A 14,124-nucleotide genomic window follows, 5' to 3' on the forward strand; every position below is an offset into this window, starting at 1 on the left:
ATTCCCCGCCCTGACCATGCTTACTCTTGACGATTAAGTGAACTTTTCGCGTAAATTCATTGTCCTAGACTACACAAATGGTATTGCTATGGCAGTATCGTAAAAAATTTCACCGGCAGATTTTGAGAGAGCTATAACCAATGATGAAAAGATCTTTAATTCTTAGTGCATTAGCAATGAGCATTAGCCTGGCATTTGCCTCCGTCCCGGCAGCCAACGCAGCCATGCCGGCCGCCGTTGCGGGTGAATCGCTGCCGAGCCTGGCACCCATGCTGGAAAAAGTGCTGCCCGCCGTGGTTAGCGTGCGTGTAGAAGGCACCCAGGTACAACGCCAGCCACAGCTGCCAGAGCAGTTTAAATTCTTCTTTGGCCCGAACATGCCTACACCGAAAGAAAGCACTCGCCCGTTTGAAGGGCTGGGTTCCGGTGTGATTATCGACGCGGCGAAGGGCTACATCCTTACCAACAACCACGTCATCAACAACGCCGACAAGATCAGCGTGCAGCTCAATGATGGCCGCGAATATGACGCCAAGCTGATTGGCCGCGACGAACAGTCTGACATTGCCCTGCTGCAGGTCAGCGATGTCAAAAACCTGACGGCGGTAAAAATCGCCGATTCCGACAAGCTGCGTGTTGGTGACTTCGCCGTAGCCGTCGGTAACCCGTTCGGCCTTGGTCAGACGGCAACCTCCGGCATCATCTCCGCACTGGGCCGTAGCGGCCTGAGCCTGGAAGGGTTGGAAAACTTCATCCAGACCGATGCCTCCATCAACCGTGGCAACTCCGGCGGCGCGCTGGTGAACCTGAACGGTGAGCTGATCGGTATCAACACCGCGATCCTGGCACCGGGCGGCGGCAACATCGGTATCGGCTTCGCCATTCCAAGTAACATGGCACAGAGCCTGAGCAAGCAGCTGATTGAGTTTGGTGAAGTGAAGCGCGGCCTGCTGGGCATCAAAGGCAGTGAAATGACCGCCGATATGGCGAAAGCATTCAATACGGATGCCCAACGCGGAGCCTTTATCAGTGAAGTAATGCCAAAATCCGCCGCAGCCAAAGCCGGGATCAAAGCCGGCGATATTCTGGTCTCCCTGGATGGCAAGCCGATCAGCAGCTTTGCCGAGCTGCGTGCCAAAGTGGGTACCACCGCACCGGGCACTACCGTTAAAATAGGCCTGCTGCGTGAAGGCAAACCCATGGACGTTGCCGTCACCCTGGATAACAGCGAAAGCGTATCAACCAATGCCGAAACGCTGTCGCCTGCGCTGCAAGGTGCCTCCCTCACCAACGGTGCGCTGCCAAACGGTGATAAAGGCGTGAAGATCGACAAGGTGGATAAAGGCACTCCGGCGGCGCAGTTTGGCCTGCAGAAAGGGGATGTGATCATCGGCGTCAACCGTCAGCGCGTTGAAAACATCAACGCACTGCGTAAACTGCTAGAAGCTAAACCGGCGGTGATGGCGTTGAACATCGTACGTGGCGACGAAAACATTTATCTGTTGCTGCGTTAATTTGTTGCGAAACCGGGCGCGTCAGCATACTGCGCCCGGTTAACTCGTGCTATCCTCCGTTCATCTTCCTCAACACTAACTAAAACTCTATGTTTGCTAAGCTCTTGCGTTCTATTGTTATTGGTTTGGTCGTTGCCGGTATACTGCTGGCTGCCCTGCCCGTATTGCGTTCTACCAATAACATATTCGCCAGCAAATCTGAGAATACCAGCGATCAAACGCCGGCCAGCTATAACACCGGCGTGCGCCGGGCTGCCCCTGCCGTCGTCAACATCTACAACCGCAACATCAGCGGCGCGACCAACGTGCTCTCCCTGGGTTCCGGTGTGATCATGAACGATCGCGGCTACATCATTACCAACCGCCACGTAATCAAAGATGCACAACAGATCACCGTCGTACTGCAAGATGGCCGCCGCTATGAGGCATTATTGGTCGGCTCCGATAGCCTGACCGACCTGGCCGTGCTGAAAATCGATCCGGGCAACTTGCCAGTGATCCCAATTAATACCGCACGCCCCGCACGCATCGGTGATGTGGCGCTGGCGATCGGTAACCCGTACAACCTTGGGCAAACCGTTACCCAGGGTATTATCAGCGCTACCGGGCGTATCAGCCTGAGTACCACCGGGCGCCAAACCTTCCTGCAAACCGATGCTTCCATCAACCGGGGTAACTCCGGCGGTGCGCTGGTTAACTCCCTGGGTGAGCTGATGGGCATCAACACGCTGACCTACGACAAGATCACCGATGGCGAAACGCCAGAGGGGCTAGGCTTTGCCATCCCGGTAGAACTGGCGACCAAGATCATGGATAAGCTGATCCGTGATGGCCGGGTGATCCGCGGCTACTTTGGTATTCAGGGCAAAGAGATTATCCCGGTGCGCACCTCGGCGACCGGCATCGATCGCCTGCAGGGGATCATCGTGACCGAAATTACCCCTAACGGCCCGGCCGCCAATGCGGGGTTCCGTATTAATGACATTATCATTAACGTCGATAACAAACCGGCGGTGTCGGTATTAGAGACGATGGATCAGGTGGCGGAGATCCGCCCTGGAACGGAGATCCCGGTGGTGGTGCTACGCGATGGGCAACGCATTACGCTGCATATGGCGGTGGGTGAGTTCCCAGAGGATAATAATTAGTCAGCAAAAAGCCCGGCGAGCCGGGCTTTATTCGCACAAACAGGCTAAAATTCTCGATTACTCGCCTTTCACACGTTCAATATTGGCACCCAGCGCACGCAGTTTGTCTTCAATGCGCTCGTAGCCACGGTCGATGTGATAAATACGATCCACCACCGTTACGCCTTCGGCAATACAACCTGCCAATACCAGGCTGGCAGAGGCTCGCAGATCGGTCGCCATCACCTGTGCACCAGAAAGTTGCTCTACGCCGTGGCAAATCACGGTGTTGCTCTCGATTTCCGCGTGTGCGCCCATACGGATCAGCTCAGGCACGTGCATAAAGCGGTTTTCGAAGATCGTCTCGGTGATCACACCGGTCCCTTCCGCTACCAGGTTCAACAGGCTGAACTGCGCCTGCATATCGGTTGGGAAACCAGGGTGTGGAGCCGTACGCAGGGTTACCGCTTTCGGGCGTTTGCCATGCATGTCCAGGCTGATCCAGTCTTCACCCACTTCGATATCGGCCCCTGCTTCACGCAGTTTGGCCAACACCGCATCCAGCGTATCTGGACGGGTATTGCGGCACAGCACCTTGCCACCGGAAACGGCAGCGGCAACCAGGAAGGTACCGGTTTCGATACGGTCTGGCAGCACACGGTAAACCCCGCCACCCAGGCGCTCAACGCCTTCGATGGTGATCCGGTCCGTGCCCGCGCCGCTGATTTTGGCACCCAGCGTGTTGAGGAAGTTGGCGGTATCGACGATTTCCGGCTCACGTGCCGCGTTCTCGATGATAGTGGTACCGGTCGCCAGGGTTGCAGCACTCATGATGGTGACGGTTGCGCCTACGCTGACCTTATCCATCACGATATGTGCGCCCTTCAGGCGCCCTTCCACAGAGGCCTTGACGTAGCCCTCTTCCAGTTTGATTTCCGCACCCAGCTGCTCCAGGCCGGTAATGTGCAGGTCAACCGGACGTGCGCCAATGGCACAACCACCTGGCAGTGATACCTGGCCACGGCCAAAGCGCGCTACCAGTGGCCCCAATGCCCAAATGGAGGCACGCATGGTTTTCACCAGATCGTAGGGAGCACAAAACTCGTTCACGCCGCTGGCATCAACATAGACCGAGCCATTACGCTCGATCTTGGTACCTAACTGGCTGAGCAGTTTGATGGTGGTGTCAATGTCCTTCAGCTTCGGGACGTTTTGCAGTTCGACAGGCTCTTCCGCCAACAAGGCGGCAAACAGGATCGGCAGGGCGGCGTTTTTCGCCCCGGAAATGGTCACTTCACCGCTAAGACGGGTCCGGCCATGCACACGAAATTTATCCATTTAACTACTCTCTGTTATCTGTTCTGAGCTGCCTGCCCGCTGGGCAAACAGCCTTAAAATCCGTTGAGTTTGCGATCCCGCTGCCACTCTTCTGGGGTATATGCCTTGATCGACAAAGCATGAATGCGGTTGTCCGCGATGTATTCCATCAGCGGCGCATAGACGGCTTGCTGTTTCTTGACGCGGCTCATGGTGGCGAACAGTTCACCCACGGCGATCACCTGAAAATGGCTGCCATCGCCGGTCACATGCGCTTCTTCCAGTGCCAGCGCCTTCATCAGCACGTCTTTAATTTCGCTATTTTCCATAGTATCCAATTCTGCATCGAAGGATCATAGTCACCAGTGGCGACTTCTTGGCGTCTATCTTAGTGGAATCCGCCGCTTTCTTAAACCAAAGAAAAAGCCCCCGAGTAACAGGGGCCTTTAACTGATTTTTTCCGGTCAACCCGCCGAAAATGTGGCTAACTAGCGGTTTCGACAGGCATTATTGCTGACAAATTGTAGAGCGTGATCAGCGTTTGCAACCGTTCTGTGATACCGGAAATTTTTATCTCAATTCCCTGCTGGCGCCGTTGCTCACGTAAATGCAGCAGCAGGGCCAGGCCGGCAGAGTCCACGCGCTGCAGTTGAGCCACATCAATCACGGTTTTGTCTGCCAACAGCGTCTCACGTTGCTGCCACAGCGGCAATAACGTCTCACGATCCAGCTCGCCGCTCAGCACCAGCGTTTGCTGTTGTGATGTCCAACTCAGCGCTGCGACCATCAGTTTTTCTGATCCAGAGTGATTGGCTGTTTGGCGGCCGCTTGCAGCTGCTGGGTCAAACCGTCTACGCCTTTGAGGCGCAGAGTCGATGCCCACTCATTCTGCTTGGTGGTGATCATGCTGACGCCTTCGGCAATCATGTCATACGCCTGCCAGTGACCGGTTTTGCTGTTCTTACGCCATTGGAAATCCAGACGCACCGGCGGGCGCCCCCCTTTATCGATGATGGTCACGCGGATCGCGATGATATCGGCATTGCCTAGCGGCTGCTCCGGTTCGATCTGATAGGTCTGGCCCTGGTACATGGCTAACGCCTGGCCATACGCCTGCTCCAGATAAGCCTGGAAGGCGGCGAAGTAAGCTTCGCGCTGGGCTGGCGTGGCGTCTTTGTAGTAACGGCCCAGCACCAACGCACCCGCGTATTTCACCTGCACGAACGGCATCAGCTCTTCATGCACGATGGTGCGCAGGTAGTTGGGATCCTGCTTGATTTTTGGCTGCTCACTTTTCAGGCGGGTGAAGGTTTTCTGCGCAGCGTCTTGCATCAGGCTGTATGGGTTAGTCTGATCGACCGCATTAGCCAGCGGTGCAACCACCAGCAGGGCAACCATTAAAAAACGTTTAAACATGCAGGTTTCCTCGATTAATGACTTGTAGCGGAATGCGCAGCGGCATCCGGAACTGATGTAGGTGCTGCTGCAGCGTCTGGTGAGTTCGGGCTATCCTGACCACCGCTCTTATAGAGGAACTGGCCGATCAAGTCTTCCAGCACCATGGCTGATTTGGTGTCCTGAATGGTCCCACCATCCTTAAGGATAGTCGTGCCCATCTCGGGATCTTCAAAACCGACATTCAGCGCCAGATACTGTTCACCCAGCAGGCCGGAGGTGCGGATCGCCAGCGAACTGGTGTCCGGGATCTGGTTGTATTGTTGCTGGATATCCAACGCCACGCGTGGCGTGTAGGTCTTCGGGTCGAGCGAGATAGCTGCAACCCGACCAATCATCACCCCACCAATCTTCACCGGTGAACGCGCTTTCAAACCACCGATATTATCGAAGGTGGCGTAGATACGGTAAGTCGGTTCATTACCGATCGATTTAATATTGGCCACCTGGAGGCAGAGGAAGATGATGGCGCACAGCGCAATCAGCATAAACGCCCCAACCCAGATTTCACTCTTCTTCGTTTGCATCACATCAATTCCCAAACATCAGTGCAGTCAGCACGAAATCCAATCCCAACACAGCCAGTGACGAATGTACCACGGTCCTTGTCGTTGCCTGACTAATCCCTTCAGAGGTCGGTACGGCATCGTAACCATTGAAGATCGCAATCCAGCTAACGGTAATGGCAAACACCACGCTCTTGATCAGGCAGTTAAGTAAATCCTGACGCCATTCAACGGCCCCTTGCATCGCCGACCAGAAGAAACCACTGTCGATCCCCTTCCAGTCCACGCCAACAATCGCGCCGCCCCAGATGCCGATGGCCACGAAAATAATCGTCAGCAGCGGCATGCTGATAAGACCGGCCCAGAAACGTGGGGCAACAATACGCCGCAGCGGATCGATAGCCATCATTTCCAGGCTGGAAAGCTGCTCAGTGGCCTTCATCAGACCGATTTCGGCCGTCAGAGCCGAACCGGCGCGGCCAGCGAACAGCAGAGCGGTCACTACCGGCCCCAGCTCACGCAGCAATGACAACGCCACCATCATGCCCAGGCTGGCCTCGGCACTGTAGGTGGTGAGGACGATGTAACCTTGCAACCCCAACACCATGCCGATAAACAAGCCGGAAACCATGATGATCAGCAGCGACTGAACGCCCACGCTGTGTAGCTGTTTGAGCAGTAGCGGCCATTGTTTACGCGGCTCCGGGCGCCCGATCAGCGCGTGGAACAGCATCAGCCCGGCGCGTCCAAAGGCTGCGCTGGTGTTGATGCCACGGCGTCCTAACGACGCTAACGCCTTTAAAAACATGAGGTTATTTACTCCCTTCCCCTAAAAGCTCTGTCTGATAATCACCGGCCGGGTAACGGAACGGTACCGGCCCATCGGCAATACCATCCAGAAACTGACGCACTCGCGCATCAGGATTGTTCTGTAATTGCGTTGCCGAGCCTTCGGCAATCACATGGTGATCCGCCACAATATAGGCGTAATCCGCGATACTCAAGACTTCTGGCACATCATGGGATACCACGATGCAGGTGATCCCGAGCGCGTTATTCAGCTCATCGATCAGCTTGACCAGCACGCCCATGGTGATCGGATCCTGGCCAACGAAAGGTTCGTCGAACATGATCAATGTCGGATCTAACGCGATAGCACGCGCCAAGGCCGCTCGCCGTGCCATACCGCCAGAAAGTTCGTTCGGCATCAGATCTGCCGCGCCGCGTAGCCCTACGGCTTCCAGCTTCATCAGCACCGTGCTGCGCAGGATCGGCTCCGGCAGGCGGCTGTGTTCACGCAGCGGGTAGGCCACGTTCTCAAATACCGTCAGATCGGTGAACAGCGCTCCCGACTGAAACAGCATGCTCATCTTCTTGCGTGACTCATACAACTGATGGCGCGACAGCGCCGGGATGTTGTCCCCATCAAACCAGATCTCACCGCAGTCTGGGGTCAACTGGCCACCTATCAGGCGTAACAGCGTGGTTTTACCAATGCCGGACGGCCCCATGATGGCCGTCACTTTGCCACGGGGAACCGTCAGGTTGATGTCTTCGAATATCAGCCGATCGCCGCGAGAGAAGCTCATGCCGCGCACTTCGACCAGATTATCTGCCTTCTGGTGCATGTTTATTGATCCTGTACAGGCTATTTTTTTGCCAAATCATCCGTGATGGTAAAGCAATAGGGGCGATACGTCCCATTTTTACCGAAACTTACCCTCAATGCGCTACCAATGATGCCATAGGTTTTACTTTTAGGCTCCAGACGGTCAAAATTAGGAAATAACGCAAAAAAACAAAATTCAGACCGATGACAACGTGGCAATGCTACCGAGGGCGATGCATGCAACGCCCCTACCTAGCGAATGCGTAAAGATTTGTCACCGTCTTAGAGTTCGATCTTTAACCGGGAAATTCGTTGTTTTGCACAACGTAGGGTAAGCAAGCTGGCCGATGATGGTCTTTAACCAACGAACCGGGATGATACCCCAATATAGGACCCTGAATGTTTCTCGCGATAGTGCTGTTGATCGTTGGTTTATTTTTACTGGTGTATGGGGCGGATAGATTAGTTTATGGTGCGGCGGTGATTAGCCGTTCGCTGGGGGTTCCCCCGTTGATTATCGGCATGACGATAGTCGGTATCGGCACGTCACTGCCAGAATTGATCGTATCGGTCACCGCCGCCCTTAATGGGCAGACCAACCTGGCGGTGGGCAACGTGATTGGCTCCAACATCACCAATATTTTACTGATCCTGGGGGTGGCGGCCCTGATCCATCCGCTGTCGGTTCGCTCCGAAGTGTTACGGCGTGAACTGCCGCTGATGCTGGGGGTTATCCTGTTGTGCGGCTATGTGCTGATGGATAACACCCTGAGCCGCTTCGATGGCGTACTGCTGCTGTTGGCCGCCACCGGTTTTATTCTGCTGATGCTGAAAATCGCCAGGCTGGCGCAACGTGAAGGCAACGACAGCCTGACGGTGGAGCAACTCGCCGAACTGCCGCAGGACAGCAGCAACACCGTGGCCATTCTCTGGCTGGTGCTGGCCTTCATTATTCTGCCGCTGTCATCAAGGATGATCATCGATAACGCTTCGGTGATTGCCCACTACTTTGGCCTGAGTGAACTGGTGGTTGGCCTGACGATCATCGCCATCGGCACCAGCCTGCCCGAACTGGCCACCTCGATCGCCGGAGCACTAAAAGGCGAAGATGATATGGCGGTAGGGAATATCATCGGCTCGACGATTTTTAACACGGTGATCGTGCTGGGCGTCCCTGCCCTGCTATCGCCGGGCAGTATCGATCCCGCAGCCTTCCAGCGCGATTACTGGGTCATGCTGGCGGCCGGTATCCTGCTTGCTGCCCTGTGTATTGGCCGCAAACATCGTATCGGTCATCTGGCAGGAGCTCTGTTATTATGTGGCTTTATTGCGTATCTTGCAGTGCTGTTCTTTAACCCTTTCAGTACGTTCGGCTAACCGTTGAGAATGAGTATGTCATCTAACCAGTTGCAACCGGGCTTTGACTTTCAGCAGGCCGGCAAAGAAGTGCTTCAGATTGAGCGTGATGGCCTGGCCCAGCTCGATCAGTACATCAATGCCGATTTTACCCGGGCATGTGAAGCGATCGCCGGATGCTGCGGTAAAGTCGTGGTCATGGGCATGGGAAAGTCCGGCCATATCGGCTGCAAAATTGCCGCTACGCTGGCCAGTACCGGAACCCCAGCGTTCTTCGTGCATCCGGCGGAAGCCAGCCACGGCGACTTGGGCATGGTGTCGGCGCAGGACATCGTGCTGGCGATCTCCAACTCCGGTGAGTCGAACGAAATTCTGGCGCTGATCCCGGTGTTGAAACGTCAGCAGATCCCACTGATTTGCATGACCAACAACCCGGAAAGCTCGATGGGCAAGGCGGCAGACGTACATCTGTGCATCAAGGTACCGCAGGAGGCTTGCCCGCTGGGTTTGGCCCCTACCACCAGCACCACCGCCACCTTGGTCATGGGCGATGCATTAGCCGTAGCGCTGCTGAAGGCCCGGGGCTTCACCCCGGAAGATTTCGCCCTGTCCCACCCAGGTGGAGCTTTGGGCCGCCGCCTGCTGCTGCGCGTTAGTGATATCATGCACAGCGGCGATGAAATCCCGCACGTCAGCCCCGAAGCCTCGCTGCGCGACGCGCTGCTGGAGATCACCCGTAAAAACCTGGGCATGACGGTGATCTGCGACGATCTGATGAAGATCGCCGGTATTTTTACCGACGGTGACTTACGCCGGGTGTTCGATATGGGCATCGATCTGAATAATGCCAACATCACCGACGTCATGACGCTAGGCGGTATCCGGGTGCGCCCGAATCTGCTGGCAGTCGATGCGCTCAATCTGATGCAGCAACGCCATATCACCGCCGTGCTGGTTGCCGATGGCGACCAATTGCTGGGTGTGGTACATATGCATGACATGCTGCGCGCTGGCGTCGTTTAATGAAAGGAACGAACTGCATGAGTCTGGTTGAAACCTGTTACGGGCCGGTAGCTGAAGAAGTCATGGTCCGCGCCGGGAAAATCCGCCTGTTGATTTGTGATGTCGACGGCGTGCTGTCAGATGGCCTGATCTACATGGGCAATAACGGTGAAGAGCTGAAAGCCTTCAACGTCCGTGACGGCTACGGCATCCGCTGCCTGAAAACCTCGGGTATCGAGGTGGCCATCATCACCGGGCGTTCGGCCAAACTGCTGGAAGACCGGGCAAAAACGTTGGATATCACCCATCTGTATCAAGGGCAGTCCGATAAGCTTTTGGCCTTCCGTGAACTGTTGGATAAACTGTCCCTGATGCCAGATGAAATCGCCTACATCGGCGACGATCTGATCGACTGGCCGGTCATGGCCGAAGTCGGTCTGGCCGTCGCGGTGGCCGATGCGCATCCATTATTGTTACCTCGCGCCCATTATGTCACCCGTATCAACGGTGGTCGTGGTGCGGTGCGCGAGCTGTGCGACCTGATCCTGCTGGCGCAAAACAAGCTGGAGGACGCCAAAGGGCTGTCAATATGAGTAAAACCAAACTTTGGATCACCCTCTTGCTGACCGTGATCGCGCTGGCGCTGATTGGCTGGAACATGGCCGATTTCAGCGATGACGACAATTCGGTACCGGTCAACAACCAAGACCCGACCTATCAGAGCCAGCATACCGTGACCGTGGTATACAATCCGGCCGGGCAGCTAAGCTATAAGCTGGTGGCAGAAGAGGTTAAATATTACACCGCTGATGAGTTAAGCTGGTTCACCCAGCCGGTGATGACGCTGTTTGATGAGCATGCCGTGGCCACCTGGTCAATACGCGCCGATCGCGCCAAGCTGACCAAAAACCGCATGCTGTATCTGTACGGCCACGTAGAGGTGAACAGTTTGACAACCACCTCACAGCTGGAAAAAATTAAAACCGATAATGCCCAGATTAATCTGGTCACCCAGGACGTTTCTTCCGATGATGAAGTCACCCTGTTCGGCACGAATTTCACCTCTAACGGCATGAAAATGCGTGGTAATCTGCGGAACAAAACCGCTGAGCTGATTGATAAGGTCAAGACCAACTATGAAATTCAGAACCAAAAGCCAACTCCGTAATCTGTTGATCGTCAGCCTCGTTTTGACCGCCAGCTCCCCCGCATTGGCGTTGAAATCCGACTCTGACCAACCGGTAAGTATCGACTCGCTGAAACAGTCGCTGGATATGCAGAGCAACGTCAGCACCTTTACCGACAACGTGGTGATCAAGCAGGGCACCATCGAGATCAAGGCCGATAAGGTCGTGGTCACGCGCCCGGGTGGCGATCAGAATAAAACCTATATTGAAGCGTTCGGCAATCCGGTAACCTTCTACCAGATGCAGGACAACGGCAAGCCGGTGAAAGGCCATGCGCAGAAAGTTCGTTACGACGTCGCGCCGCAGCTGATCACCCTCACTGGCAACGCCTATCTGGAACAGCTCGATAGCAACGTGAAGGGCGACCGTATTACCTATCTGGTGCCACAACAGCAGATGCAGGCGTTCAGCGATAAAGGCAAACGCGTGACCACGGTTCTGGTGCCATCACAGTTGCAAGACAAAAACGGTCAAAAGAAGAGTAACTAATTACTTATGGCAACACTCATCGCAGAAAACCTGGCGAAAGCCTACAAAGGCCGCAAAGTCGTTGAAGACGTGAGCCTGAAAGTGAAATCTGGCGAGATCGTCGGCCTGCTGGGGCCAAACGGTGCCGGTAAGACCACCACTTTCTACATGGTGGTCGGCATCGTTCAGCGCGACGCCGGGCGCATCGTGATCGATGACGAAGATATCAGTATCCTGCCGCTGCACGCCCGCGCACGCCGCGGTATCGGTTACCTGCCGCAGGAAGCCTCTATCTTCCGCCGCCTGAGTGTTTACGACAACCTGATGGCGGTGCTGGAGATCCGCAACGATCTCACCAGTGAGCAACGCAACGATCGAGCTATCGAGCTGCTGGAAGAGTTTCATATCTCCCACCTGCGTGACAACCTGGGCCAATCGCTTTCCGGTGGTGAACGCCGCCGCGTGGAGATTGCCCGTGCGTTGGCCGCCAACCCGAAATTTATCCTGCTGGATGAACCTTTCGCCGGGGTTGACCCGATTTCCGTTATCGATATCAAGAAAATCATCGAGCACCTGCGCGACAGCGGCCTTGGCGTGCTGATCACCGATCATAACGTGCGCGAGACGCTGGACGTGTGCGAACGTGCCTATATCGTCAGCCAGGGCAAGCTGATTGCCCACGGCACGCCGGACGCCATCCTGGCCGATGAGCAGGTGAAACGCGTTTATCTGGGCGAAGAGTTCCGCCTGTAGGTTCCAGCGGCAGGCCAACAGGCCGCCGTTAACGGAAGTAGCAGAAGATTATGAAGCAAGGTTTGCAACTCAGGCTCAGCCAGCAACTGGCCATGACCCCCCAACTTCAGCAGGCGATCCGCCTGTTGCAGCTGTCCACGCTTGAGCTCCAGCAGGAGATCCAACTGGCGCTAGAGAGCAACCCGCTGCTTGAACAGACCGAAGACCAGCACGAAGAGATCGACACCAAAGAAAGCGTCGAGACCGAAGGGCTAGACACCCGCGAAGCGCTGGAACAGAAGGACATGCCCGAAGAGCTGCCTTTGGATGCCACCTGGGATGAGATCTATACCGCGGGCACCCCGTCCGGCACCGGTACCGACTATGGCGATGACGAACTGCCGGTCTATCAGGGCGAAACCACGCAAACGCTGCAGGACTACCTGATGTGGCAAGTGGATCTGACACCGTTCTCTGACACCGATGCCGCCATCGCCACCTCGATCGTCGACGCCGTCGATGACACCGGCTATCTCACCGTACCGCTGGAAGACATTCTGGAGAGCATGGGTGACGATAACGTGACGATGGACGAGGTCGAAGCGGTATTGAAGCGCGTACAGCGTTTTGATCCGGTCGGCGTCGCGGCGCGCGATCTGCGTGACTGCCTGCTGATCCAGCTTTCCCAGTATGCCAAAGACACGCCCTATCTGGCGGAGGCCCGCCTGATCGTCAGCGAGCATCTGGATTTGCTGGCCAACCATGACTTTCGCAGCCTGATGCGAACAACTCGCTTAAAAGAAGATACACTGAAAGAAGCGATGGTGTTGATCCACTCGCTCGATCCGCGCCCTGGGCAGTCGATCAATACCGGTGAATCCGAGTATGTGATCCCGGACGTGCTGGTGCGCAAGGTGCAGGACAAGTGGGTGGTAGAGCTTAATGCAGACAGCATCCCACGGCTGAAAATCAACCAGCAATATGCGGCACTGGGCAACACGGTGCGCAACGATGCCGACGGCCAGTATATCCGCAGCAATTTGCAGGAAGCGAAGTGGCTGATCAAGAGCCTGGAAAGCCGGAACGACACGCTGCTCAAGGTGACCCGCTGTATTGTCGAACAGCAGGAGGCGTTCTTTGAACAGGGTGCAGAATTTATGAAGCCCATGGTGCTGGCGGATATCGCCCAGGCCGTGGAAATGCATGAATCGACAATCTCACGCGTGACGACGCAGAAATTCCTGCACAGCCCGCGTGGTATTTTCGAATTGAAGTATTTCTTCTCCAGCCATGTGAATACCGACAGCGGTGGCGAAGCCTCCTCTACGGCGATCCGGGCGTTAGTGAAGAAATTGATCGCGGCGGAAAACCCTGCCAAACCGCTTAGCGACAGCAAGCTGACCACCATGCTTTCCGATCAGGGGATCATGGTGGCGCGGCGCACCGTTGCCAAGTACCGAGAGTCTTTGTCCATCCCGCCGTCCAACCAGCGTAAACAGTTGGTTTGACCTCTATAGAGAAGGAAGACATTATGCAGCTCAACATTACCGGACACCACGTCGAAGTCACCGAACCAATGCGTGAGTTCGTCAACACCAAGTTTGCCAAACTCGAGCAGTATTTTGACCGCATTAACCAGGTATATGTCGTACTCAGTGTGGAAAAAGTGCAGCAGATTGCGGAAGCAACGGTGCATGTGAATGGGGGCGAGTTGCACGCCACCTCGGAAAAAGAAGATATGTATGCCGCAATTGACTGCCTGATCGACAAACTGGCGCGTCAATTGAACAAACATAAAGACAAACTAAAGCAACACTGACATTCTGGGCCGTTATGCGATGCGTAATGGCC

Annotated in this window: 17 protein-coding genes; 10 read left to right on the top strand and 7 right to left on the bottom strand. The window is 55.4% G+C overall.

Annotated elements, in window-relative coordinates; all coding sequences use genetic code 11:
* Positions 1-140: 140 nt before the first annotated feature.
* Positions 141-1,514: a serine endoprotease DegQ gene (gene degQ / locus KGP21_RS25295; protein ID WP_021180681.1), complete on the top strand. Its 1,374-nt coding sequence runs from the start codon at positions 141-143 to the stop codon at positions 1,512-1,514.
* A gap of 89 nt (positions 1,515-1,603) precedes the next feature.
* The gene (degS, locus tag KGP21_RS25300) at positions 1,604-2,662 is read left to right on the top strand and encodes an outer membrane-stress sensor serine endopeptidase DegS (RefSeq protein ID WP_021806951.1); all 1,059 of its coding nucleotides are present in this window, start codon (positions 1,604-1,606) and stop codon (positions 2,660-2,662) included.
* A gap of 57 nt (positions 2,663-2,719) precedes the next feature.
* On the opposite strand, the gene murA is transcribed toward degS, so the two are convergent.
* The 7 genes from murA to mlaF form a co-directional block, all read right to left on the bottom strand.
* Positions 2,720-3,979, bottom strand: a complete 1,260-nt coding sequence (gene murA, locus KGP21_RS25305) for a UDP-N-acetylglucosamine 1-carboxyvinyltransferase (protein WP_021180688.1) — start codon at positions 3,977-3,979, stop codon at positions 2,720-2,722.
* A gap of 53 nt (positions 3,980-4,032) precedes the next feature.
* Complete coding sequence (ibaG, locus tag KGP21_RS25310; protein WP_021180689.1) at positions 4,033-4,287, bottom strand: BolA family iron metabolism protein IbaG; 255 nt, start codon at positions 4,285-4,287, stop codon at positions 4,033-4,035.
* A 155-nt stretch (positions 4,288-4,442) separates the two neighbouring features.
* Positions 4,443-4,745: a lipid asymmetry maintenance protein MlaB gene (mlaB, locus tag KGP21_RS25315; protein WP_021806952.1), complete on the bottom strand. Its 303-nt coding sequence runs from the start codon at positions 4,743-4,745 to the stop codon at positions 4,443-4,445.
* On the bottom strand, positions 4,745-5,374 hold the full coding sequence (mlaC, locus tag KGP21_RS25320; protein WP_021806953.1) for a phospholipid-binding protein MlaC: 630 nt from the start codon (positions 5,372-5,374) through the stop codon (positions 4,745-4,747). Before mlaC ends, mlaB begins: the two co-directional genes overlap by 1 nt.
* A gap of 14 nt (positions 5,375-5,388) precedes the next feature.
* Positions 5,389-5,940: an outer membrane lipid asymmetry maintenance protein MlaD gene (gene mlaD, locus KGP21_RS25325; protein WP_021806954.1), complete on the bottom strand. Its 552-nt coding sequence runs from the start codon at positions 5,938-5,940 to the stop codon at positions 5,389-5,391.
* A gap of 4 nt (positions 5,941-5,944) precedes the next feature.
* Positions 5,945-6,727, bottom strand: coding sequence for a lipid asymmetry maintenance ABC transporter permease subunit MlaE (gene mlaE / locus KGP21_RS25330; protein WP_021806955.1), 783 nt, complete (start codon positions 6,725-6,727; stop codon positions 5,945-5,947).
* 4 nt (positions 6,728-6,731) lie between these two features.
* A complete protein-coding gene (gene mlaF / locus KGP21_RS25335; protein WP_021180694.1) occupies positions 6,732-7,547 on the bottom strand; it encodes a phospholipid ABC transporter ATP-binding protein MlaF in 816 nt (271 codons plus the stop codon).
* A gap of 380 nt (positions 7,548-7,927) precedes the next feature.
* Here mlaF and KGP21_RS25340 point away from each other — a divergent pair, with 380 nt between their 5' ends.
* The 8 genes from KGP21_RS25340 to hpf are packed head-to-tail and all read left to right on the top strand — an operon-like array spanning position 7,928 to position 14,092.
* Entirely contained in the window at positions 7,928-8,905 is a 978-nt protein-coding gene (locus tag KGP21_RS25340) for a calcium/sodium antiporter (RefSeq protein WP_021806956.1), read from the top strand.
* A 15-nt stretch (positions 8,906-8,920) separates the two neighbouring features.
* Positions 8,921-9,907: an arabinose-5-phosphate isomerase KdsD gene (kdsD, locus tag KGP21_RS25345; protein ID WP_071682633.1), complete on the top strand. Its 987-nt coding sequence runs from the start codon at positions 8,921-8,923 to the stop codon at positions 9,905-9,907.
* A 17-nt stretch (positions 9,908-9,924) separates the two neighbouring features.
* The gene (kdsC, locus tag KGP21_RS25350; RefSeq protein WP_021180697.1) at positions 9,925-10,479 is read left to right on the top strand and encodes a 3-deoxy-manno-octulosonate-8-phosphatase KdsC; all 555 of its coding nucleotides are present in this window, start codon (positions 9,925-9,927) and stop codon (positions 10,477-10,479) included.
* Positions 10,476-11,054: an LPS export ABC transporter periplasmic protein LptC gene (gene lptC, locus KGP21_RS25355; protein ID WP_021806958.1), complete on the top strand. Its 579-nt coding sequence runs from the start codon at positions 10,476-10,478 to the stop codon at positions 11,052-11,054. The genes kdsC and lptC overlap by 4 nt, the downstream gene beginning before the upstream one ends.
* Positions 11,023-11,562, top strand: a complete 540-nt coding sequence (lptA, locus tag KGP21_RS25360) for a lipopolysaccharide ABC transporter substrate-binding protein LptA (protein WP_021180699.1) — start codon at positions 11,023-11,025, stop codon at positions 11,560-11,562. The genes lptC and lptA overlap by 32 nt, the downstream gene beginning before the upstream one ends.
* A 6-nt stretch (positions 11,563-11,568) precedes the next feature.
* Positions 11,569-12,294, top strand: coding sequence for an LPS export ABC transporter ATP-binding protein (gene lptB, locus KGP21_RS25365; protein ID WP_021806959.1), 726 nt, complete (start codon positions 11,569-11,571; stop codon positions 12,292-12,294).
* A gap of 50 nt (positions 12,295-12,344) precedes the next feature.
* Entirely contained in the window at positions 12,345-13,781 is a 1,437-nt protein-coding gene (gene rpoN, locus KGP21_RS25370) for an RNA polymerase factor sigma-54 (protein WP_021180701.1), read from the top strand.
* Positions 13,782-13,804: 23 nt separating this feature from the next.
* Positions 13,805-14,092: a ribosome hibernation promoting factor gene (gene hpf / locus KGP21_RS25375; protein ID WP_021180702.1), complete on the top strand. Its 288-nt coding sequence runs from the start codon at positions 13,805-13,807 to the stop codon at positions 14,090-14,092.
* The last annotated feature ends 32 nt before the right edge of the window (positions 14,093-14,124 follow it).

The organism is Serratia sp. JSRIV004, from assembly GCF_019968705.1.
GTDB classification, from domain to species: domain Bacteria; phylum Pseudomonadota; class Gammaproteobacteria; order Enterobacterales; family Enterobacteriaceae; genus Chania; species Chania fonticola_B.